This window comes from Mycolicibacterium diernhoferi (assembly GCF_019456655.1).
GTDB lineage: Bacteria > Actinomycetota > Actinomycetes > Mycobacteriales > Mycobacteriaceae > Mycobacterium > Mycobacterium diernhoferi.
In genome coordinates this window covers 880,855-902,419 of the sequence record NZ_CP080332.1, presented here as the reverse complement: position 1 = coordinate 902,419, position 21,565 = coordinate 880,855, and the positions used below count along the sequence as shown (strand labels likewise).

Annotated in this window: 24 protein-coding genes; 7 read left to right on the top strand and 17 right to left on the bottom strand. The window is 68.1% G+C overall.

From position 1 onward, the window contains the following. Window positions 1-52: 52 nt before the first annotated feature. The 5 genes from K0O62_RS04260 to K0O62_RS04240 form a co-directional block, all read right to left on the bottom strand. A complete protein-coding gene (locus K0O62_RS04260) occupies window positions 53-1,231 on the bottom strand; it encodes a sensor histidine kinase (protein WP_073857143.1) in 1,179 nt (392 codons plus the stop codon). 121 nt (window positions 1,232-1,352) lie between these two features. Beyond that, on the bottom strand, window positions 1,353-2,093 hold the full coding sequence (locus tag K0O62_RS04255) for a phosphoglyceromutase (RefSeq protein ID WP_073857144.1): 741 nt from the start codon (window positions 2,091-2,093) through the stop codon (window positions 1,353-1,355). A gap of 13 nt (window positions 2,094-2,106) precedes the next feature. After that, a complete protein-coding gene (locus tag K0O62_RS04250; protein WP_073857145.1) occupies window positions 2,107-2,658 on the bottom strand; it encodes a type III secretion system chaperone family protein in 552 nt (183 codons plus the stop codon). After that, a complete protein-coding gene (mshA, locus tag K0O62_RS04245) occupies window positions 2,655-3,977 on the bottom strand; it encodes a D-inositol-3-phosphate glycosyltransferase (RefSeq protein WP_073857146.1) in 1,323 nt (440 codons plus the stop codon). Before mshA ends, K0O62_RS04250 begins: the two co-directional genes overlap by 4 nt. Window positions 3,978-4,001: 24 nt before the next feature. Continuing rightward, on the bottom strand, window positions 4,002-5,312 hold the full coding sequence (locus K0O62_RS04240; protein WP_073857147.1) for an ROK family protein: 1,311 nt from the start codon (window positions 5,310-5,312) through the stop codon (window positions 4,002-4,004). Between the two features lie 230 nt (window positions 5,313-5,542). Between K0O62_RS04240 and K0O62_RS04235 the strand changes: the two genes are divergently transcribed. Next, the gene (locus K0O62_RS04235) at window positions 5,543-6,301 is read left to right on the top strand and encodes an SDR family oxidoreductase (protein ID WP_073857148.1); all 759 of its coding nucleotides are present in this window, start codon (window positions 5,543-5,545) and stop codon (window positions 6,299-6,301) included. Window positions 6,302-6,306: 5 nt separating this feature from the next. On the opposite strand, the gene K0O62_RS04230 is transcribed toward K0O62_RS04235, so the two are convergent. Beyond that, complete coding sequence (locus K0O62_RS04230) at window positions 6,307-7,620, bottom strand: L,D-transpeptidase (protein WP_073857149.1); 1,314 nt, start codon at window positions 7,618-7,620, stop codon at window positions 6,307-6,309. Between the two features lie 15 nt (window positions 7,621-7,635). Next, a complete protein-coding gene (locus K0O62_RS04225; protein ID WP_234800151.1) occupies window positions 7,636-8,691 on the bottom strand; it encodes a UDP-N-acetylmuramate dehydrogenase in 1,056 nt (351 codons plus the stop codon). 25 nt (window positions 8,692-8,716) lie between these two features. On the opposite strand from K0O62_RS04225, the gene K0O62_RS04220 reads away from it, so the two are divergent. From K0O62_RS04220 to K0O62_RS04205, 4 genes are read left to right on the top strand one after another with little or no spacing between them, the layout of a single operon-like run. After that, the gene (locus tag K0O62_RS04220) at window positions 8,717-9,223 is read left to right on the top strand and encodes a DUF2505 domain-containing protein (RefSeq protein WP_073857203.1); all 507 of its coding nucleotides are present in this window, start codon (window positions 8,717-8,719) and stop codon (window positions 9,221-9,223) included. Continuing rightward, window positions 9,202-10,017 (top strand): class I SAM-dependent methyltransferase, encoded by an 816-nt coding sequence (locus tag K0O62_RS04215; RefSeq protein ID WP_073857151.1) that lies wholly within the window; start codon window positions 9,202-9,204, stop codon window positions 10,015-10,017. The genes K0O62_RS04220 and K0O62_RS04215 overlap by 22 nt, the downstream gene beginning before the upstream one ends. A 9-nt stretch (window positions 10,018-10,026) precedes the next feature. Beyond that, complete coding sequence (locus tag K0O62_RS04210; RefSeq protein WP_073857152.1) at window positions 10,027-10,833, top strand: carbon-nitrogen hydrolase family protein; 807 nt, start codon at window positions 10,027-10,029, stop codon at window positions 10,831-10,833. Then, the gene (locus K0O62_RS04205; RefSeq protein ID WP_073857153.1) at window positions 10,830-11,735 is read left to right on the top strand and encodes an LmeA family phospholipid-binding protein; all 906 of its coding nucleotides are present in this window, start codon (window positions 10,830-10,832) and stop codon (window positions 11,733-11,735) included. The genes K0O62_RS04210 and K0O62_RS04205 overlap by 4 nt, the downstream gene beginning before the upstream one ends. Window positions 11,736-11,744: 9 nt before the next feature. Here the strand turns inward: K0O62_RS04205 and deoC are convergent, their stop codons facing one another. The 6 genes from deoC to K0O62_RS04175 form a co-directional block, all read right to left on the bottom strand. Further along, the gene (gene deoC / locus K0O62_RS04200; RefSeq protein ID WP_073857154.1) at window positions 11,745-12,437 is read right to left on the bottom strand and encodes a deoxyribose-phosphate aldolase; all 693 of its coding nucleotides are present in this window, start codon (window positions 12,435-12,437) and stop codon (window positions 11,745-11,747) included. Next, window positions 12,437-12,832: a DUF2599 domain-containing protein gene (locus K0O62_RS04195; protein WP_073857155.1), complete on the bottom strand. Its 396-nt coding sequence runs from the start codon at window positions 12,830-12,832 to the stop codon at window positions 12,437-12,439. Before K0O62_RS04195 ends, deoC begins: the two co-directional genes overlap by 1 nt. Window positions 12,833-12,836: 4 nt before the next feature. Next, entirely contained in the window at window positions 12,837-13,118 is a 282-nt protein-coding gene (locus tag K0O62_RS04190; protein ID WP_205870592.1) for a DUF2516 family protein, read from the bottom strand. 55 nt (window positions 13,119-13,173) lie between these two features. Next, window positions 13,174-13,791, bottom strand: a complete 618-nt coding sequence (locus K0O62_RS04185) for a heparin-binding hemagglutinin (protein ID WP_073857157.1) — start codon at window positions 13,789-13,791, stop codon at window positions 13,174-13,176. Between the two features lie 11 nt (window positions 13,792-13,802). Further along, window positions 13,803-14,258, bottom strand: a complete 456-nt coding sequence (locus K0O62_RS04180; RefSeq protein WP_073857158.1) for a helix-turn-helix domain-containing protein — start codon at window positions 14,256-14,258, stop codon at window positions 13,803-13,805. Window positions 14,259-14,344: 86 nt separating this feature from the next. After that, window positions 14,345-15,637 carry a DUF445 domain-containing protein gene (locus K0O62_RS04175; RefSeq protein WP_073857159.1) on the bottom strand — a complete coding sequence of 431 codons (1,293 nt, stop codon included), beginning with the start codon at window positions 15,635-15,637 and terminating at the stop codon, window positions 14,345-14,347. 78 nt (window positions 15,638-15,715) lie between these two features. Here K0O62_RS04175 and K0O62_RS04170 point away from each other — a divergent pair, with 78 nt between their 5' ends. Together K0O62_RS04170 and K0O62_RS04165 are read left to right on the top strand one after the other, a co-directional pair. Continuing rightward, window positions 15,716-16,417, top strand: coding sequence for a TetR/AcrR family transcriptional regulator (locus K0O62_RS04170; protein ID WP_073857160.1), 702 nt, complete (start codon window positions 15,716-15,718; stop codon window positions 16,415-16,417). A 5-nt stretch (window positions 16,418-16,422) separates the two neighbouring features. Continuing rightward, window positions 16,423-17,295 carry a polyphosphate kinase 2 family protein gene (locus tag K0O62_RS04165; protein WP_073857161.1) on the top strand — a complete coding sequence of 291 codons (873 nt, stop codon included), beginning with the start codon at window positions 16,423-16,425 and terminating at the stop codon, window positions 17,293-17,295. A gap of 12 nt (window positions 17,296-17,307) precedes the next feature. On the opposite strand, the gene K0O62_RS04160 is transcribed toward K0O62_RS04165, so the two are convergent. The 4 genes from K0O62_RS04160 to K0O62_RS04145 form a co-directional block, all read right to left on the bottom strand. Next, complete coding sequence (locus K0O62_RS04160; RefSeq protein ID WP_073857162.1) at window positions 17,308-18,180, bottom strand: cyclopropane mycolic acid synthase family methyltransferase; 873 nt, start codon at window positions 18,178-18,180, stop codon at window positions 17,308-17,310. Window positions 18,181-18,296: 116 nt separating this feature from the next. Further along, window positions 18,297-19,151, bottom strand: a complete 855-nt coding sequence (locus tag K0O62_RS04155; RefSeq protein ID WP_073857163.1) for a 3-hydroxybutyryl-CoA dehydrogenase — start codon at window positions 19,149-19,151, stop codon at window positions 18,297-18,299. Between the two features lie 109 nt (window positions 19,152-19,260). After that, the gene (aceA, locus tag K0O62_RS04150; protein ID WP_073857164.1) at window positions 19,261-20,547 is read right to left on the bottom strand and encodes an isocitrate lyase; all 1,287 of its coding nucleotides are present in this window, start codon (window positions 20,545-20,547) and stop codon (window positions 19,261-19,263) included. 233 nt (window positions 20,548-20,780) lie between these two features. Next, window positions 20,781-21,557, bottom strand: a complete 777-nt coding sequence (locus tag K0O62_RS04145; RefSeq protein WP_073857204.1) for an acyl-[acyl-carrier-protein] thioesterase — start codon at window positions 21,555-21,557, stop codon at window positions 20,781-20,783. Between the last annotated feature and the right edge of the window lie 8 nt (window positions 21,558-21,565).

Genomic DNA, 21,565 nt, shown 5'->3' with positions numbered 1-21,565 from the left:
GTGCCTTCCCTCATCGCGCGCGCCGCAAAGTCCTCCACGATCAACACACTGGTCATCCAGCACTACCTTCCTCGTCGGGAGTGTCGTCAATGGCCGGAATGGAGAGAGTGAACGTCGAGCCGGTACCCGGCTGACTCCATAACCGGATGGATCCGTTGTGGTTGGCGGCCACGTGTTTGACGATGGCCAGACCGAGCCCGGTGCCGCCGGTGGCCCGGGAGCGGGCCTTGTCGACCCGGAAGAACCGCTCGAACACCCGCTCCTGATCGGCTTTGGCGATGCCGATGCCGCGGTCGGTGACAGCGATCTCCACATCGTTGCCGCGCCGTCGCCGGCTGATCGACACCGCCGTACCGTTCGGCGAGTAGGCGATGGCGTTGGACACCAGGTTGGCCAGGGCGGTCACCAGCAACCGCTCGTCGCCCAGCACCCGGAACCCGGTCGGCGCATCGGTGGTGATGGCGATGTCGGCGCTGTCCGCGGCCACCTTGTACCGGGACAGCGCCTCGCCCACCACGGTGTCGACGTCGACCGACTCCAGCTGGGGCAGCGGTTCGGCGCCCTGCAGCCGGGACAGCTCGATCAGCTCACCGATCATGCTGGCCAGCCGGTTGGATTCGACGACCATCTTCTCGGCGAACCGCCGGACGTTCTCGGGGTCGTCGGTGGAGGCCAGCAGCGCCTCGGCCAGCACCGACATCGCCCCGACCGGGGTCTTCAGTTCGTGGCTGACATTGGCGACGAAGTCCCGGCGGGTCGCCTCCATACGCGCCTGCTCGGACTGGTCGCCGACGAAGACCACCGCGAACTGGTGATCCTCCTCGACCAGCAGCCGCACGTGGCCGCGCACCGACAACCCCGAGCGGCCCGGTGGCTGCCGCTTCTGCGGTGACAGGTCGACCTCGACGTCCTCGCCGGTGGACAGGCACCGCTGCACGGCCTGCCAGGCGCGGTCGTCGAGCAGCCGGTCCCGGACCAGCCCGAGCGCGGCGGCCTGGTCGTTCATGTAGACGACGTCACGGAACGCGTCGACCACCACGATCCCCATCGGGGACATCGCGGCGATGTGGCTGAGCATCTGGGAGATGGTGATGCCGCGCCCCTCGGCCGCCAGCCGGCGTGCCCGGCGTTCGGCCAGCCGGGCGGACAGGGTCATCCCCGCGGCCACGCCGACCCCCAGCGCAAGCAATGCCAGCACTGCCGCCATCAGCAACGCGGAACCGACGCTCACGCGAAAATCGTACGCACCGGGTGAACGTCATCCCAGCAGCAAGCGGCCGAAACGGGACAAGTCACATGTTCAAAGACAGGTGTTCGACCGCTGTTCACCCCGGTTCACCCGGTGTTGGCTTTTACTTGGTGCCCTGGGCCGCGACCGCGGCGGCGCCGGCGGCGGCGGCCTCCGGATCCAGGTACCGTCCGCCGGCCACCGTCGGCTTGAGGTTGTCGTCCAGTTCGTAGAGCAGCGGAATCCCGGTCGGGATGTTCAGGCTCACGACGTCGGCGTCGGACATGCCGTCCAGGTACTTCACCAGCGCCCGCAGTGAGTTGCCGTGGGCGGCGATGAGCACCGTTTTACCCGCCTTGAGGTCGGGCACGATGTTCTGCTCGAAGTAGGGCACGAACCGGGCCACCACATCGGCGAGGCATTCGGTCAGCGGGCCACCGTCGATGTCGGCGTAGCGCGGATCGGTGTCCTGGCTGTACTCGCTGCCCTTCTCGATGGGCGGCGGCGGGGTGTCGTAGCTGCGACGCCACGCCATGAACTGCTCCTCGCCGTACTTGGCCAGCGTCTCGGACTTGTCCAGGCCCTGCAGGGCGCCGTAGTGCCGCTCGTTGAGCCGCCAGTCCCGGTGCACCGGGATCCAGTGCCGGTCGGCGGCGTCCAGCGCCAGGTTGGCGGTGGTGATGGCGCGGCGCAGCAGCGAGGTGTACAGCACGTCGGGCAGCACGCCCTGCTCGGCGAGCAGCTCACCGCCGCGGACGGCCTGGGCCCGGCCCTTGTCGGTCAGGTCGACATCGACCCAACCGGTGAACAGGTTCTTCTCGTTCCACAGGCTTTCGCCGTGACGCAGCAGGATCAGATTCGCCATGGCGAAGATCTTCTCATGCGCCCGAATCGTCGTCCTTATCGACGAGATCGCTCTTCCCATCCCCGATGAGATGTTCGAAGGCCTGCAGGTTCGTCAGCGACTCGCCGCGGGCCACCCGCCACTCCCATTCCTTCTGGATGGAGGAGCGAAAACCCAACTCCAGCAAGGTGTTGAAGTCGGCGTCGACGGCCTCGAGCACCTGGCCGAGCACCCGGTCGATCTCGTCGGCGGTCACCGAGCCGTTGGCCATCCAGCCCACCAGATAGATGTCGCCGAGATTGTCCAGCGTGTAGGCGACCCCGTAGAGCCTGCGGTTGCGTTTGAGCAGGAACCGGTAGACGGCCTCGAAGTTCTCGTCGGGTCGCCGGCAGACGAACGCCTCCACCCGCACCGAGTGTTCGCCGATGCTCAGGATGGTGTTGGTCTTGAGCCTGCGCTCCCCCGGCAGGGCCACCACGAGTCCGGGCAGGCCGCCGCCGGTGCCCTGATGGTGGCTGTATTCGAGCTCGTTGTCCTGCAGCGTCCGTTCGATGACCTCTGCCACCTGGTTGATGCCCGAACTCATGCACGAACCCCTCTGCGCAGGGCGAAACGCCGCCCGTTGCGCCGTCCGGCCGGTTCCCGGCGCGGATGGCGGTCCCGGTAGTCGGTGATGGCGTGGCTGTAGCTGTCCAGCAGTGCGTCGACGGTGTGCGCCCAGGAGAAGGTGGCGGCGTGCGCCACCGCCGCGGCGCGCATGGTCTCCGGGTCCCGCTCGAACAACGCGTCGATAGTCCGTGCCCAGTCACCGGGATCGTGCCCGTCGACCAGGCTGCCGCTGACGCCGTCGCGTACGGCCACCGGCAGCCCGCCCACCGAGGCGGCCACCACCGGGGTTCCGCACGCCTGCGCCTCGACCGCGACCAGACCGAAGGATTCCGAATAGCTGGGCACCGCGACGATGTCGGCGGCGCGGTAGACGTTCACCAGCGCCGCACGGGACTGAGGTGGCAAGAACCGCACGCGCGAACTGATACCCAGTTCGTCGGCCAACCGAACCAGCGAGTCCGGTGCGGCCAGCCCGCTGCCCGACGGCCCGCCGGCGATGACAACCGACACGTCTGGCAGCTTGGCCACCGCCTGCAGCAGCACATCGGGTGCCTTGAGCGGCTGGATGCGGCCGATGAAGGCCACCACCTTTGCCCGTGGGTCGATGCCCAGTTCGGCGCGGGCGGCCGCCTTGTCCCCGGGGGTGAACACCGCGAGGTCGACCCCCGGATGCACCACATCGATACTGCGCCGGTCCGCATTGTGCAGTGAAACCAGTTGCTGGGCTTCGATTTCGGTGTTGACGATCAACCGGTCGGCCTCGTCGACCACCTGCTGTTCGCCGACCGAGCGCAGCGCGGGCTCGGGGGCGTCCCCATCGGCCAGCGCGGCGTTCTTCACCGCGGCCAGGGTGTGTGCGGTGTGCACCAGCGGCACCGCCCAGCGGTCGGCGGCCAGCCAGCCGACCTGTCCGGACAGCCAGTAGTGCGAGTGCACGATGTCGTAGTAGCCGGGCTCCTGAGTGGCTTCGGCCCGCAGCACGCCCGCGGTGAACGCGCACAGCTGGGTGGGGAGGTCGTTCTTGTCGAGTCCCTCGAACGGGCCGGCGACCACGTTGCGCACCAGCACCCCGGGCGCGAATTGCACCAGCGGGGCGTCCGCCGAGGACGTGGCCCGGGTGAAGATCTCGACCTCGACGCCGCGCCGGGCAAGTTCCAGCGCGGTCTGCAGCACATAGACATTCATGCCGCCGGCGTCACCGGTACCGGGTTGGGCCAGCGGCGAGGTATGCACCGAGAGCACCGCGACGCGACGGGCGGTGTCGTTCAGGCCGGACGGTTCGGGGACGACGCGCACATGGTCATGTCTACACCTGCCGGGTCAGGAGGCGCCGAGCACACCGGTGTCGCGCCGCAGCTGGGCACGACGCATGGCGGCGATCGGGTCGGCGTAGAGCCCGCCGAGGGACACCACGCCGGCGCCGGCCTCCTGCACGCGGTTGCCGAAGGCGGTCACCCGGATGTCGCGGGGGCCCAGCACAGTCCGTGCGGCGAAGGCCTGCTCGACCAGTTCCATGCCCTCGGGGTACTCGGTGAACGCCTGGCCGCCGACCACCAGATCGTCGGGGTTGAGCATGTCGCGCAACAGGGCCACGGCCTCGCCGAGCACCCGGGCACGTTCGGCCAGCAGGGCGCGGGCGCCGTCGTGCCCGCCACGGGCGGCGCGCAGCACCGAGGCCAGCGTCGAGGCCGGTCCGTCGGCCGGGATGATGCGCTGCGCGCGGGCCGCGGTCAGCACCGCTTCGTCGCTGACCGTCGACTCCAATTTGCCTGTGCCGCCGAGCAGTTCGGAGCTCACCGGGAGTGCGGCGATGGTGCCGGGCCCGCTGGACGGCGAGTGCACCCGGCCGCCGATGGACAGCGCGTAGCCGACGGTCTCGCGGGCGTACACGTAGAGGCTGGTACCGGTCTGGGTGCTGGGACGACGCACACCGAGCAGCAGCTCCGCACCGGCCATCGCATCGACATGGGAGGCCACCGACACCGGCAGTCCCAGGGCTTCGGCGAGCACCGGGCCCACCGGGGCCTCCGACCAACCCAGCCGGGCGTGGTCGAGGTAGCCGGACGCGCTGTCCACCACGCCACCGGCGGCGACGCCGACCCACAGCGGGCGGCGGCGATGCCAGCGACTCAGGTAGCGGCGCGCGCTGCCGGCCAGCGAGGCCAGCGCGGCGTTCTGGGTGCCGCGCGGGGTGGGGGTCTCGACGACATCGAGGGTGCGACCGAACAGGTCGGTGGCCACGATGCTGGTGGTCCGGGCGCCGATGTGCAGGCCCAGGGTCAGGAACGGCTCGTGGTTGACCTCGACCGGGACGCGGGGGCGCCCGATCGCCCCGGACACCGCGAGATCCGCGCGTTCGCGCAGCACTTCGGCGTCGAGCAGGGCGGTGACCTGGCGGTTCACCGTGGCGATGCTCAGTCCGGTGACCCGGGCGATGGCGTCACGTGCGATCGGGCCGCGCTGGCGGGCCGCACCGAAGACCGATGCCGCGGCGACGTCGGCGACCTTCAGCGACGGGGCGACGATGTTGAGCTTTCGGGCCTGCGGGTACCGCCCGCTTGCCGGGGACAGGGCGCGCTTGGCGTGCGCGGCCGAGGTCGGGCGGAGGGTGGCGGCGGTTGCGGTGCTCACGATGGGGGTCCTCTGGTCTGAGTCGGAAGGGGGTGGGCATCTGCCACACCGGGCGACTCAGCGGGACCGAAAGGTCCTCAGGTCAGCAGGGCGCGGCGGCGTTTGCGCAACAACAACACGCACGCCGCACGGCGAGACGGCTCGCCTGACTGATCTGGGACACGTCGTCAACGTAGCACGACCATCGGGGCTTGCGCGATGGTCGGATGCGCGGGCCTAGTGTTGACACCATGAGCACCCCAACAGATCAGCGCCGCGTCGCGGTAGTCACCGGAGCCAGCGCCGGAATTGGCGAAGCAACCGCGAAAACCCTTGCCAGCCTTGGTTTTCGGGTGATCTGCGTGGCCCGGCGCAAGGAGCCCATCGAGGCGCTGGCCACCGAGATCGACGGCACCGCAATTGTGGCGGATGTCACTGATCCCGCCGCCGTCGCGGCGCTCGCCGAACAGCTGGACCGGGTGGATGTGCTCGTCAACAACGCCGGCGGGGCCCGCGGCCTGGAGTCGGTGGCCGAGGCCGACATCGAGAATTGGCGGTGGATGTGGGAGGCCAATGTGCTGGGCACCCTGCACGTGACCAAGGCGCTGCTTCCGAAGCTGATCGATTCCGGCGACGGCCTGATCGTCACCGTCACCTCGATCGCCGCCCACGAGGTCTACGACAACGGATCGGGATACACGAGCGCCAAGCATGCCCAGGGCGTCCTGCACCGCACGCTGCGCAGCGAACTCTTCGGAAAGCCGGTGCGGCTCACCGAAGTTGCGCCGGGGATGGTGAAGACCGACTTCTCGCTGAACCGCTTCGACGGGGACGCCGGGCGTGCCGACAAGGTCTACGAGGGGGTGACCCCGCTGGTCGCCGAGGACATCGCCGAGGTGATCGGGTTCGTCGCGAGCCGCCCGTCGCACGTCGACCTGGACCTCATCGTGGTCCGCCCGCGCGATCAGGTGACCGGTGCGACCGGGTCACGGATCAACCGCCAGGCCTGACCGACTCAACGGCCCGGCGTCGTCGTCGTGGTGGGAGTGCCCGACAGGGTCGGCGCATCACTGGGGGTGACCGGCGCCGACTCCGGGATGTCGGACGGGGGCTCCTCCCCGGACAGCGCCGACATGGCCCTCCACTCGTCCCACGGGACGGCCCAGTCCCAGATGTCCCCGTCGGCGTAGGACAGTGGGATGCGGGTACCGGTGACCTCGACAGGGTCGCCGTATATCGCGGTGTTGAAGTACTGCTCGGCGTCGGCCAGCGACAGGTTGATGCAGCCGTTGGTGACATTGCTGTTGCCCTGGGCACCCGAGCTGGCCGGGTTGGCGTGGATGAACTCGCCGTTGTTGGAGATCCGCACCGCGAAGCGTTCCCGCACGTTGGCGTACCCGGCCGCCGGGTTGGTCATGTAGAAGTCCTCGTACTTCTCGGTGACCACGTGGACGCCGCTGCGGGTGACGTTGCGGTCCAGGTCGCCCTCCCCGTAGCTGCACGGGAAGTCCATGAACACCGCGCCGGCGCCGTCGAGCACCTGGATGCGGTGGCTGGACGCCTCGGCCCTGACCACCTGGCGCCTACCGATGGTGAAGTCCAGCGTCGAGTCGGCCGCCCCGTAGGCGTCGGGCCCGAACGACACCCCGTAGAGGTCGGCGTCGACGTGCACCGTGGTGCCCGCCGGGTAGTACTCGCGGGTCCGCCAGTGCACCCGGGAACCGCCCGCCTCGTCGGGCAACCAGGCCCAGCCGCCCTCGACCTCCGGTGTCGTGGTGACCTTCAGGGCCTTCTCCACGCGTGCGCGATCTTCCGCGGCGATGGCGGCGTCGAACTGCAGGATGATCGGTGCGGCCACCCCGACGGTCTGGTGATCGGCGAGCTGGAACCGGCCGTTGACGATGGTCTGCGGGTTGACCGTGCTGAACGAGCCGGTGACCGGCACCGCCTGGCCGTCACGGCCGACCACCGACCCGGACCAGGTGTACTCGCCGCCGTAACCCAGCGGCTCGGTGACGGTGAACTCGGTGCGGTCGCGGTTGAGTTTGCCCGCGATGACCTTGCCGGCGGCGTTGGTCAGCGCGATCCGCTGGAACCAGCCGTCGCCGACCGTGGCGTTGACCGACTCGGTGGGCAGCACGCCATCGGTGGCGTCGTCGGGACGGAGGGTGACGGTCGGCGCTGCGGCGGGCTCATCGGCCTCGGGCGCGCTGCCGCCGGGACCGGTCCCGGCACAGGCGGCCAGGACGCCGGCACCACCGAGACCCAGGATCGTGAGGGCACGACGCCTGCTCAGCGGCGCGTGGTGGTACTCCCCGGCATCTCTCACGTGGACCCAGCGTACCTAGAGCGCACAACCGATCAGTACAGGTTCCGGTGTGAGTTCGATCCCGAACCGGCTCCGCACACCGTCGCGAATCGTCCTGGCCAGCGCCAGGACCTCGGCGGTACCGGCCGTGCCGCGGTTGGTGAGGGCCAGCGCATGTTTGGTGGACAGGGCGGCAGACGCGTCGGGCCCGGGATATCCCTTGCCGAAACCGGCTCGCTCGACCAGCCACCCGGCGGCCAGTTTCACCCCGTCCGCCGCCGGATAGTGCGGCACCCGGCCCGGTTCCTGCTCGCGTAGCCGCTCGAACACCTCGGGTGCCACCACCGGGTTGGTGAAGAAGGAGCCCACGCTCCAGGTGTCGTGGTCGCCCGCGTCGAGCACCATGCCCTTGGCGCCGCGCAGGGCCAGCACCGCCGCCCGCACCCGGGCGGGGTCCGCGGTCTCGCCGGGCTGCGCGTCGAGTGCGGTGGCCAGTTCGCCGTACCGCAGCGGCGCGCTGCGGCCGGCCGGGTCCAGGGTGAATTCGACCTCCAGCACGATCACCGAGGACTGGTACTTGAGCACGCTGTGCCGGTAGCCGAATCCCAGCTTCTCGGGCCGGACCCATTCGTCGGCACCGGTGGCACGGTCGAGGAGGCGGACCGCGGTGATGGTGTCGGCGACCTCGGCGCCGTAGGCCCCGACGTTCTGGATCGGGGTGGCCCCGGCCGACCCGGGGATGCCGGACAGGCATTCCAGCCCGCCCAGGCCGTGCGCCAACGCGGTGGCCACCACGTCATCCCAGACGGCACCGGCCTCGGCGCGCAGCACGGCGCCCTCCACGGTGATGCCCGTATTGGCCACCGCGATCACGGTCAACCCGGTCAGGTCGTCGGCCATCACCACGTTGGAGCCGCCGGCCAGCACCATCACGTCGTCACCGACCGGCAGCGCCGAGGCCACGGCGGCGAGTTTGGCGGTGCTGTCACAGGTGATCAGCCGCGCCGCCACGGGGCCGATGCGCAGGGTCGTCAGCTCGGCCAGCGGCACGTTCTCCGTCACCGCCGCGCCAGCGAAATTCGGTCCGGCCACGGACGCTAACGGTAGCGTGACCGCCATGCCGCGCTCCTACGACATGGCAGCCGAATACGCGTGCAGCGTCACCGAGGTGTTCGACGCGTTCGCCGAGAAGACCTATTGGCTGGAGCGCCTGGAGAAGTCCGGATGTGACGCGGTGTCCCTGGACACGCTGGCCGTCCGCGACGACGGCGGCCTCGATATCGGCACCACCCAGACGGTGCGGTTCCACCGGCTGCCCGGTTTCGTCAGCGCCCTGCACTCCGGTGACCTCACCCTGGTCCGCGAGGAGATCTGGACCCCGGTGCGCGACGGCCGCGCCCGCGCCGTCATCTCCGGTGCCGTGCCGGGAGCCCCGGTGAAGGTGACCGGTACCGCGGAACTGACCGGTACCCCGCGCGGCGCGCGCGCGGATGTGCGCGCCACCGTCGCGGTGAAGATCCCGTTGGTGGGCGGCAAGGTCGAGGAGTTCATCGGCGGCCAACTCGCCGAGATGGTCCGGCTGGAAGAAGAGTTCACCTCCGCATGGATCAACGCACGGGCCTGAAACCGGTAGGACTCCCGACCCGGGGCACCACCGGTTACAACCGGCTGCGGCGAAGCGACCGCTGGCTGGTGCACTCCCCACGCGTGCGGGCCGCGCTGCTGGGCGCCGCGGATCCACTGGTCGTCGATCTGGGTTACGGCGCCCTGCCGGTCACCACCCTGGAACTGGCGGCGCGACTGCAGACGGTGCGCGCCGACGTCCGGGTGGTCGGCCTGGAAATCCACCCGGAGCGGGTCGCCACGGCGCAGCGGTCGGCCGTGGAGGGCGTCGAGTTCGCGCTCGGCGGCTTCGAGCTCGCCGGCCTGCGCCCGGTCCTGGTGCGGGCCTTCAACGTGCTGCGGCAGTATCCGGTCACCGAGGTGGACACCGCCTGGGCCCAGCTGCGGGCCCGGCTGACCCCCGGCGGGTTGATCGTCGACGGCACCTGTGACGAGCTGGGCCGGCTCTGCTGCTGGGTGCTGCTGGACGCCGACGGCCCGGTGAGCCTGACGCTGGCCTGCGATCCGTTCGCCATCGAGCAGCCCTCGGATCTGGCCGAGCGGCTGCCGAAGGTGTTGATCCACCACAACGTGGCGGGCCAGCCGATCCACACCCTGCTGCAGGCCGCGGACCGTGCCTGGGCGAGCGCCGCCGGGCACGGAGTGTTCGGTCCGCGGGTGCGCTGGCGGGCGATGCTGGAGCAGCTGCGCGCCGAGGGCTTTCCCGTCGATCCCCCACGCCGCCGGTTGCGGGACGGGGTGCTGACCGTGCCATGGGCCACGGTGTCCCCGACGCGCCCGTCCGACGGGCCCTAGGCTGACGGTATGCGGATAGCCCTGGCCCAGATCCGGTCCGGCACCGATCCCGCGGCGAACCTGGATCTCGTCGAGACGTTCAGCCGCCGGGCCGCCGATGCCGGTGCCGCGCTCGTGCTGTTCCCGGAGGCCACCATGTGCCGGTTCGGGGTCCCGCTGGCCCCGGTGGCCGAGCCGCTGGACGGCCGCTGGGCCGACGGCGTCCGCGCCGTCGCGCAGCGGTGCGGTGTGACGGTGGTCGCGGGCATGTTCCGCCCCTCCGGGGACGGGCGGGTCACCAATACCCTGATCGCCACCGGCCCGGGCGTGGATGCGCACTACGACAAGATCCACCTCTACGACGCGTTCGGGTTCACCGAATCCAAGACCGTCGCGCCGGGCAGCGAGCCGACCGTGATCGACGTCGCAGGAGTCAAGGTCGGGCTGACGCTCTGTTATGACGTCCGGTTCCCCGAGTTGTACCTCGACCTGGCTGATCGGGGTGCCCAGCTCATCACCGTGCACGCATCCTGGGGCACCGGTCCGGGCAAGCTCGACCAGTGGACGTTGCTGGCCCGGGCCCGGGCCATCGACACCACCGGCATCGTGGCCGCGGTCGATCAGGCCTACCCCGGTGACGAGATCGCCGCGCTGGGTCCCACCGGCGTGGGCGGCAGTCTGGTCGCCTCGGCAACCGGCGAGGTCATCGCGGCCGCCGGCGCCGAGGAGGAGCTTGTCGTGACCGATCTGGACCTGGCCGCCGCGGCGAAGGCCCGCGAGACGATCGCGGTGCTCGGTAACCGCACTCAGTTCGCTAAGGCACAATCGAGTCCGTGACCGATCCCTGGGCCCGCCCCACCGAACAGGTGCCGCCGCCCCCGCCCGCGGCACAGCCCGCCCAGCCCGAGCAGCCGCCGCAGCCGCACGCGCAGGCTGAACCGCACCCGCAGCAGGAGGTTCAGCCCGAGGCTGAGCAGCCGCAGGGCAAGCTCAAGCGGCTGTTCCGCGATCCGCTGTCGATCGTGCTGGTGGTCGTCATCGTGGTGGCGCTGGCCGTCGCCGGTGTCGTGGCCGCCGAACTGATCGCGCGCCAGATCGCCGACAAGACCGTCACCCGGATCAACTCCTGTGTGGTCCAGGACGACGTCGACGTGTCCTTCGGACCTCGGCCGTTCCTGCTGCAGCACTTCGGCAAGCACTACAACAACATCACCGTGACCACGGCCGGGAACCGGGTCCGCGAAGCCGAGGGCATGAAGGCCGAGATCGTCATCAACGATGTGCGGCTGACCGGTAACCAGAACTCGCCGGGCACCATCGGCGCGCTGGACGCCACCATCAACTGGACCGCCGATGGCATCAAGAAGACCATCCAGGACCAGATCCCGCTGGTCGGCGGCTTCGTCAGCAATGTGACCACCAACCCGAGTTCGGGCACCATCGAACTGCAGGCGACGCTGGGCAGCATCGTCGTCAAGCCGGAGGTCGTCAACAATCAGTTGGCGCTGAGCGTGCAGAGCCTGACCGGGCTGGGCTTCATGCTGCCCCGGGAGACGGTGCAGCCGGCCCTGGACGCGTTCATCAAGCAGATCACCGAGAACATCCCGCTGGGCATCCACGCCGACAGCGTGCAGGTCACCGACAAGGGCGTGACGGCCAAGTACTCGACCCGCAATGCGACCATGCCGCCCGGACGCAGCGGCGCCGGCGGCGATCCCTGCTTCGCCGGTCTGCCCTGACCGATCTGGTCAGGACAGCCCGTCGAGGACGGCCCGGGTGCCCGACAGTCCCAGTCGGGTGGCCCCGGCGTCGAGCAGTGCGACGGCGGCTTCGGCCGTCCGGATGCCGCCGCTGGCCTTGACGCCGAGTCCCGGCACCGCCGCGGCCATGGTCTGCACGGCCGCCACCGACGCTCCCCCGCTGGGGTGAAAACCGGTGGAGGTCTTGACGAAATCGGCACCGGCGTCGCGGGCGGCCCGGCAGACATCGGCGAGTAGCGGCGCTCCGGAGAACTCCAGCAGCGCCGCCGATTCGACGATCACCTTCAGGGTCGCCCCGGGTACCGCGGCACGCACCGCCGCCACGTCCGCGCTGACGGCGGCCAGGTCCCCGGTCAGCGCCGTACCGACGTCGATGACCATGTCGATCTCGGCAGCACCCGCGGCGACCGCGCGCGCGGCTTCGATGGCCTTGATCTCCGAAAGATGTTTCCCGGACGGGAATCCCGCGACCGCGGCGACGGCCAGCCCGGCTGGTGCCGTGCCCGATCCGGCTGGTGCCGCGGCCACCGCGACCGGTACCAACGGCGGGGACACGCACACCGAGAAGACCCCGAGTGCGGCGCCCTCGGCGACCAGTGCGGTGACGTCGGCCGGGGTGGCCTCGGGTTTGAGCAGGGTGTGGTCGACGAGCGCGGCCACCTCCGCCCGGGCGTACCCCATCAGAACGGTTCCTCGGTGCCGCCCGGGTTGCAGCCGGCGGCCACCAACTCGGCGTCGGTGACCACGGGCCGCCACGGCTCCAGATTCCAGCTGGTCTTACCGGGCTCGACGAACTCGGCGAACTGCCAGTGGCAGTTGAATTGTGCTTGCATGCCCGGGATATCGGCCTCCGGGGCGAGCTCGAGCACCTCGGCCCAGGCCTGGTTCTGCTGCGCCTGGGTGCCCGGGATCGCGGCTTCGGCGCGGCCGGTGGCGCTCGGGTACACGCGCAGGCTCTTCAAATCGCCCCAGGCCACCCATTCGGTGCGGTCGATGTAGAGCGCGTCGGCGTGCGCCACGGGGGTAGCAGCGGCGCACACGCCGGCCGCAACGAGTGCGGCGATCAGGATGCGCATCCGCTCAGCGCGACTTTCCCTGGATCTCCAGGATCTTGGGCCGCACATCGACCAGGTAGACACCGGTCGCGCAGGCACAGATCGCGGCGCCGAACGCGTCCTGCAGCAGCAGGGCGAGCAGCACGCCACCGCCGAGGATCAACAGCCACACCGGCTTGGTGAGCTTGCCGGCGGCGGTATAGGCGTCGGGCCGTTGCATCGCGGCGTGCACGAACGAGTACACGCCGGCCACGACCACGACTCCGACCAGCACAAGAAGAATGGCACCCGCCAGGTTTGCAAGCATCACGCCTGCAAGCCTATGCGGGTGCCGTTCAAGTTGGCGAATGAAGGCGGCGAACCTACTTCTGGGTGACCTTCTTGGCCGGGGCCTTCTTGGCCGGAGCGGCCTTCTTGGCGGCCGGGGTGGCGGCCGGGGTGGCGGCCTTCTTGGCCGGGGCCTTCTTCGCCGGGGCGGGCTTCTCGTCCTTCTTCGGCAGCTCCACGCCGACCAGCTTGGCGGCACGTTCGCCGACCGCGCGGGTCTGGCTGGCGACGGAGCCGAGCGCATCCTGGGTCAGCTCGACGGCCTGGTCGGTGACCTCTTCGACACGGGCGCTGGCACTCTCCAGAGCGGGCTGGTTGCGCAGCCGCTCCAGGGCGGCCTCGCCGCGCTCGACCAGCTTGTTGTACTGGCTCTGCGCCTCATCGGCGTACTTCTCGGCGACCTTGCGCAGCTCCTCGGAGGTCAGCTTGTCGCGCAGCTCGTCGAACTGGGTCGGCAGGTCCTCCTGCAGCTTGGTCAGCCGGGCACGGCCTTCCTCGACACGCGACTCGGCGTCGGTGCGGGCATCGCCGGCACGGTCACGCAGGGTCTCGACGATCTCGTTGACCTTGGCCAGGGCCAGATCGGCAGCACCGACGGCCGCCAACAAGGGAGCCTTGAGGTCTTCGACGGTGGGCTGGGTCTTCTCGCTCATGGTATTTCCTCTCAGAGTGCGTGCGGTTGGGTAGCCAGTTCGGCTACTTCGGCTACTTCGGCTTCTGCGCCGGCCTCGGCCGCTGCTTCGACTTCGGCTTCTGCCTCGTTTTGCTGACAGAACGAGTTGTAGATATCGAGCAGTACCTGTTTCTGCCGTTCGGTGATCGCGGTATCGGTGACAATCGCGTCGCGCACCTGGCTGGCATCGCTGGGTTCGAGCATCCCAGCCTGCACGTAGAGCACCTCGGCGGAGACACGCAACGCCTTGGCAATCTGGTTGAGCACATCGGCCGATGGTTTGCGCAGCCCGCGCTCGATCTGGCTCAGGTAGGGATTGCTCACCCCTGCCTTCTCGGCCAGCTGGCGCACCGATACCTGCGCCGCCTCGCGTTGGGCTCTGATGTAACTGCCGATGTCCTGTGCAGCGTTGCTCACCACAGCTGCAAGATTTTCGTCCTGCGTCATGATGAACCCTCGATCCGTCGGTTTCTGGCTGACGAATCCACCGTGACACACGAGTGCTAACTATTGCAAGCACTCTGCTAGCACTTTTAGAAAAGCAGTTGCGCGACCGTGTAGATGACCAGGCCGGCCAAAGCACCCACCACGGTGCCGTTGATCCGGATGAACTGCAGGTCACGACCCACATGTAGCTCGATCCGGCGGCTCGCCTCATCGGCGTCCCAGCGCTCGACGGTTTCGGTGATGATCGCTGTGATCTCCGTCCCATACTGGGTCACCAGGTGCTGAGCGGCGCGCACCATCCAGTTGTCGACCTTGTCCCGCATCTCGGGGTCGTCGCGCAGCGTTTCGCCGATGCGCATTACGGTGTCGGCCACCCGGGTACGCAGCGTCGAGGACGGGTCGTCGACCGACTCCAGCACGATGCGCTTGGCCGCGGCCCAGGCCGTCTCGGCCGCGCGCGCCACCTCGTCGCGGGCCATGATCTGTTCCTTGACGTTCTCGGCCCGCGCGATGGTGGCGTCGTCGTGCTGCAGGTCGTCGGCGAACTCGAACAGGAACTTGGTCGCCGAGCGGCGCAGTTCGTGGTTCGGGTCGCGGCGCACCTTGTCGGTGAAGTCCATCAGTTCGCGGTGGATCCGGTCGCCCACCAGGTGATCCACCCAGCGCGGCGACCAGGTCGGGGAATCGCGCTCGATCACCCGCTCGATCACCTCGCCCGCGTTCAGCGACCACTGGAACGCCCGATCGGCCAGCAGCTGGATCAGCGCTTCCTGACGGCCCTCTTCGAGCAGGCTGGACAGCACCCGGCCGATCGGCGGACCCCACTGCGGTTCGGCGATGCGCTTGACGATCATCCGGTCCAGCACCTGCTGGACGTCCTCGTCGCGCAGCATCTCGATGAGCACCCGCAGCACCGTGGACACCTCGGCGGCCACCCGCTCGGCGTGCCGCTGATCGGCCAGCCACTTCCCGACCCGGCCGGCCACCTCGGCGTCGCGGAGCTTGGCCTCGATCACCTCGGCCGACATGAAGTTCTCCCGCACGAAGGTCCCGAGCCCCTCGCCGAGCTGGTCCTTCTTACGTTTGATGATCGCGGTGTGCGGGATCGGGATGCCCAGCGGATGCTTGAACAGCGCGGTCACCGCGAACCAGTCGGCCAGCGCACCGACCATGCCTGCCTCGGCGGCGGCCCGGACGTAACCGACCCACGGGCCCGCGTCACCACGCGACTGCAGCCAGGTGCAGACCAGGAAGATCACCGTCGCCCCGACCAGGAAACCCAGAGCGACGACCTTCATCTGCCGTAGCGCGCGCTGCCGTTCCCGATCGGCCTCAGAATCGGCACCGGCCAGCGACTCTGCAAAACTCGTGTGCACCACTCCCCCATCATCCGCTACGGCGCCAGCGGCCCGTCCCCCGTAGTATCAGGGCGACCTAGTGAACGGACTATCACGACTGTGGCACAGCAGAGCGCGGCAGCGGTCAAGACCGACGGCCGCAAACGACGCTGGCACCAGCACAAAGTCGAACGACGAAACGAGCTGGTGGACGGCACGCTGGAGGCTATCCGGCAACGCGGCGCCAACGTCAGCATGGACGAGATCGCGGCCGAGATCGGTGTCTCCAAGACCGTGCTCTACCGCTACTTCGTCGACAAGAACGACCTCACCACCGCGGTGATGATGCGGTTCGCGCAGGTCACCCTGATCCCGAACATGGCCGCCGCGCTGTCGTCGAACCTGGACGGCTACGCGCTGGTGCGCGAGATCATCCGGGTCTACGTCGACACCGTCGCCTCCGAACCCGAGCCGTACCGGTTCGTCATGTCCAACAACAGCTCGAGCCGAACGAAGGCCATCAACGACTCCGAGACGATCATCGCCCGGATGCTCGCGGTGATGCTGCGCCGCCGGATGCAGGTCGTCGGGATGGACACCGCCGGAGTGGAACCCTGGGCGTTCATGATCGTCGGCGGGGTGCAGCTGGCGACACACTCCTGGATGTCCAATCCCCGGATGACCACAGACGAGCTGATCGATTACCTGACGATGCTGTCCTGGAGTTCGCTGTGCGGCATCGTCGAGGTCGGCGGGTCGCTGGAGAAGTTCAACTCGCAGAATCATCCGGCCCCCGTTCTGCCGCCGCACCTGCTTGACTAGCGGCTGTGAGCCCAGACAACACCTCTGACCTGCCGGAGCTGTGGAGCCATGTGCCCCACACCCACCTGAGATACCGCGCCGGGGACAAGGTCGCCGATATCGACGCCGAGGCCACGCCCGGGTTCACCGGTTCGAAGTCCGATGCGCCCGCTCTGATGGCCGAACGCAACGAACGCTTCGCCGGCCTGCAGGAGATGCTGTACGCCAACAGCCGCAGCGGTGACCACCGTTCGGTGTTGCTGGTGCTGCAGGGCATGGACACCGCAGGCAAGGGCGGCATCGTCAAACATGTTGTCGGAGCGAGCAATCCGCAGGGCATCCAGTACAAGAGCTTCGGTAAGCCCACCCCCGAGGAGCTCTCGCACCACTACCTGTGGCGGATCAACAAGGCGCTTCCCGCGGCCGGGCACATCGGCGTCTTCGACCGCTCGCACTACGAGGATGTGCTGATCGTGCGGGTGCACAATCTGGTGGCGCCGAACGTCTGGGGCGCGCGCTACGACGAGATCAACGCGTTCGAGCAGGACCTCGTCGACGCCGGGACGACGATCGTCAAGGTCGCGATGTTCGTCTCGCTGGCCGAACAGAAGAAGCGGTTGGCCGAACGACTGGACCGGCCCGACAAGTACTGGAAGTACAACCCCGCCGACATCGACGAGCGACTGAAGTGGCCGCGCTACCAGGAGGCCTATCAGGCCATGCTGGACAAGACCTCGACCGCGTATGCGCCGTGGTACATCGTGCCCTGCAACCGCAAGTGGTACAGCCGACTCGCGGTGCTGGAGTTGATGATCGAAGCCCTCAAGAGCCTCGACTTGAAGTGGCCGCCCGCCAATTTCGATGTCGACGCGGAGAAGAAGCGGTTGGCGCAGGCCTAGCTGCGCCGGCCGCTACTTGACCAGGGTGAACTGGCCGATGTTGGTGATGCCGCGACGGAAGAAGTCCGCGCAACCGGTCAGGTACTTCATGAACCGGTCGTAGACTTCCTGGCCCTGCAGGGCGACGGCCTCGTCCTTCCTGGCTTCCAGATTGGCCGCCCACATGTCCAGCGTGCGGGCATAGTGCGGCTGCAGCAGATGGGTGCGCTGCAGGGTGAAGCCCGAATCGTCGGCCAGCTTCTCGATGTCCTCGACCGCCGGCAGCTGTCCGCCCGGGAAGATCTCCGCCGCGATGAACCGCATGAACTTCAGATCGCTGATCGTCAGCTTGATGTTGTTCTCACGGAAGAACTCCTGGGTGTGGGCCAGGATGGTGTGCAGCAGCATGGTGCCGCCCTCGGGCAGGATGCTGTAGGCGCGCTCGAAGAACGCCGGGTAGCGCTCGGCCTTGAAGGCCTCGAACGCGCCGATCGACACGATCCGGTCGACCGGCTCGTTGAACTCTTCCCAGCCCTGCAGGCGGATGTCGACCGTCCGCTCGGTCTCCAGCTTCGCCAGCCGCTCCCGGGCGTACTCGGACTGCGCCTTGCTCAGCGTGATGCCGATGACGTTGACGTCGAACTCGGTGACCGCGCGTTCCAGCGCGCCACCCCAGCCGCAGCCGATGTCGAGCAGCGTCATGCCGGGCTCCAGACCCAGCTTGCCGAGCGCCAGGTCGAACTTGGCGTTCTGGGACTCCTCGAGGTTCATGTCCTCGCGCTCGTAATAACCACAGGTGTAGCCCATGGTCGGCCCCAGGAAGAGGGCATAGAACTCATTCGAGATGTCGTAGATCGACTGGGACTCCTCGTAGTACGGCTCCAGCTCGGTCTCAAGTTTTGACATACGAAATAACCCTCTGCGTCCTAGATCTTGTGGCGGTCAGTTACCCACTTTTAAGTTATCCACACCGCAACGCGGACACTCTACCGCATGTTAGTCTGGCTGACTTTTCACCGATTTCAGTATGTGTAGAAACCTTGGCCTGATTTCTTGCCGAGCTGGCCCGCCTCGACCATGCGCAGCAGCAGTGGCGGCGGCCCATACAACGGCTCCTTGAACTCCTCGTACATCTTGTCCGCGATCAGCTTCAGGGTGTCAAGTCCCACGAGATCTGACAACCGCAACGGGCCCATCGGATGCGACAACCCGGCCACGACGGCCTTGTCGACGTCCTCGACGGTGGCGAAACCGGACTCCACCATGCGGACCGCGGAGAGCAGATACGGCACCAACAGCGCGTTCACCACGAACCCGGATCGGTCACCGCAACGCACGACCTGCTTGCCCAGCACGTTCGCGGCGAACTCCTCGGTGCGCGTCACCGCGGCCTCGGAGGTGACCAGGGTGGAGATCAGTTCCACCAGCGGCAGCACCGGCACCGGGTTGAAGAAGTGCAGCCCGAGCACCCGCTGCGGATTCTTGGTGGCGGCCGCGATCTTCATGATCGGAATGCTGGAGGTGTTCGAGGCCAGCACGGCGTCGGGGTCCTCGATGACGCGGTCGAGTTCGGCGAACACCTTCGCCTTGACGGTGTCGTCCTCGACGATCGCCTCGATGGTCAACTGCCGGTCGGCCATGTCGGCCAGGTTGGTGGTGTAGGCCAACCGTCCCAGCGTCGCGTCCCGGTCGGCCTCGCTGAGCTTGCCCTTGGCCGCGGCCCGGTCCAGCGACGCGGTGATGCGCTTGCTGCCCGCGGAGATCAGGTCGTCGGTGGGCTCGAAGACGAGCACCTGTGCCCCGGCCTTCGCACACACTTCGGCGATACCGCCGCCCATCTGACCGGCGCCGATGACGCCGACTCGTTCGATGCTCACTGCTTCTCCTTGACTCCGAACAGCCGTCAGGCCCCGCCCGCAAACGCGGACGAGGCCTGACGTTATCAACTCGTGGGGATCAGAGCCCCAGTGACTCGAGCGGCTGCGCTCAGTGGAACTGACCCTCTTCGGTCGAACCGGACAGCGCGGTGGTCGAGCTGTTCGGGTCCACCGTGGTGGCGATGCGGTCGAAGTAGCCGGCGCCGACCTCGCGCTGGTGCTTGGTGGCGGTGTAACCGCGCTCCTCGGCGGCGAACTCGCGCTCCTGCAGGTCGACGTACGCCTTCATCTGCTCGCGGGCGTAGCCGTGGGCCAGATCGAACATCGAGTAGTTCAGGGCGTGGAAGCCGGCCAGCGTGATGAACTGGAACTTGAAGCCCATCGCACCCAGCTCGCGCTGGAACTTGGCGATGGTGTCGTCGTCCAGGTGCTGCTTCCAGTTGAACGACGGCGAGCAGTTGTAGGACAGCATCTGGTCGGGGAACTCGGCCTTGACGCCCTCGGCGAACTTCTTGGCCAGCTCCAGGTCCGGGGTGCCGGTCTCCATCCAGATGAGGTCGGCGTACGGCGCGTAGGCCTTGGCACGGGCGATGCACGGCTCCAGGCCGTTCTGCACCCGGTAGAAGCCCTCGTTGGTGCGCTCACCGGTGATGAACGGACGGTCACGCTCGTCCACATCGGAGGTGATCAGGGTCGCGGCCTCGGCGTCGGTGCGGGCGATGACCAGGGTCGGGACATCGGCCACGTCGGCGGCCAGGCGAGCCGAGGTCAGGGTGCGGATGTGCTGCTGGGTCGGGATCAGCACCTTGCCACCGAGGTGGCCACACTTCTTCTCCGAGGCCAGCTGGTCTTCCCAGTGCGAGCCGGCGACGCCCGCGGCGATCATGGCCTTCTGCAGTTCGTAGACGTTGAGCGCGCCACCGAAACCGGCCTCACCGTCGGCGACGATCGGGGCCAGCCAGTTCTCCACCGAGGTGTCGCCCTCGACCTTGGCGATCTGGTCGGCACGCAGCAGCGCGTTGTTGATGCGGCGCACCACCTGCGGCACCGAGTTGGCCGGGTACAGGCTCTGGTCGGGGTAGGTGTGCCCGCTCAGGTTGGCGTCACCGGCGACCTGCCAGCCGGACAGGTAGATGGCCTTGAGGCCCGCGCGCACCTGCTGCACGGCCTGGTTGCCGGTCAGCGCGCCGAGCGCGTTGACGAAGTCCATGTTGTGGAGCTGCTCCCACAGCACCTCGGCGCCGCGGCGGGCGAGGGTGTTCTCCTCGACGACCGAACCCTGCAGGGCAACGACGTCCTTGGGGGTGTAGGTGCGGGTGATGCCCTTCCAGCGCGGGTTGTGGTCCCAGTCGTGCTGGATCTGCTCCGGGCTCTTCGGCGTGCCAACGGTGGACATGGCGGCTCCTTCATCAACTTTGTTAACACTGCTGCGGCTTCGCTGTCGTGTTAACCCGAGGATGCCTCATGCCATATGCGCAGGTCCACCCGTCTCACGTGCAAATTTCGGCCAACCAATTGCACAGATTTGCAAATCTTGCGAAGAAGCGTCGGCGCTTTACCGGTTCAGAAACTACTCGGCGGTAGCGGTTTACGCTGGTCAGTACGCGCGTACTGTTAAAACCGTCCGGGTCACCGGCCGAACACCGATGCGACCGCTTTCACCTCGTCGCCGACGACATATGTGAGCGTTCTAACAGTGCGGTCGGTGAGTTCGGCACCGAACTTCTCGGTCGACCCCGCCGGGTAGGTGTGCAGCAGTATCTCCAGATCATCACCGAGCGCCACCGCCGAATCGTGCTCGATGGTCACCCGCAACGGCTCCTTCAACAGATCCGGCGCGGTCTCCAGGTAATCCTCGATCACACTCCAGTAAACCGAGTTGTTCATGTGGTCGAACAGGTCGATGTCGGTGACCCGGAGCGGGAACCTGCGCACCTGCTCGGCGTCCTCACGGCCACCCGCCTTCAGGTACGCCTTCCAGCGCAGCCGGTCGACCTCGGTGGTGCGCTGCAGGCCGGCCAGGAAGTCCTCGGAGATGCGCGACGGGCCCTGGGTCTCCCGACTGAAGTTGATCCAGAACGCCTCGGATTCCATCAGCCCGCCCTTGCGGCCGTCGATGCGGACCCGCATCTCACACCAGCGGTTCGACGTTCCCGAGCACCAGCGCCGAAGTCGCAGGAAGTCCCGACCCTCGATGGGCGCGACCAGGTCGATCATGGTGCGCCGGACGATCCACGCGGGGTGCACATCCTCGTAGCCCATCTCGCGCAGCTGGTCCTGGCCGATGTCCTGGATGTGGCGAGCGGCTCCGTCGAACCGCAACCTGCCGGTGCGGTCGATATCGGCCATCCGCAGCGGCCATTCGACGTCGAACACGTCGGGATGCGGGTCCGGCACCGGCATCATGGTTTTCG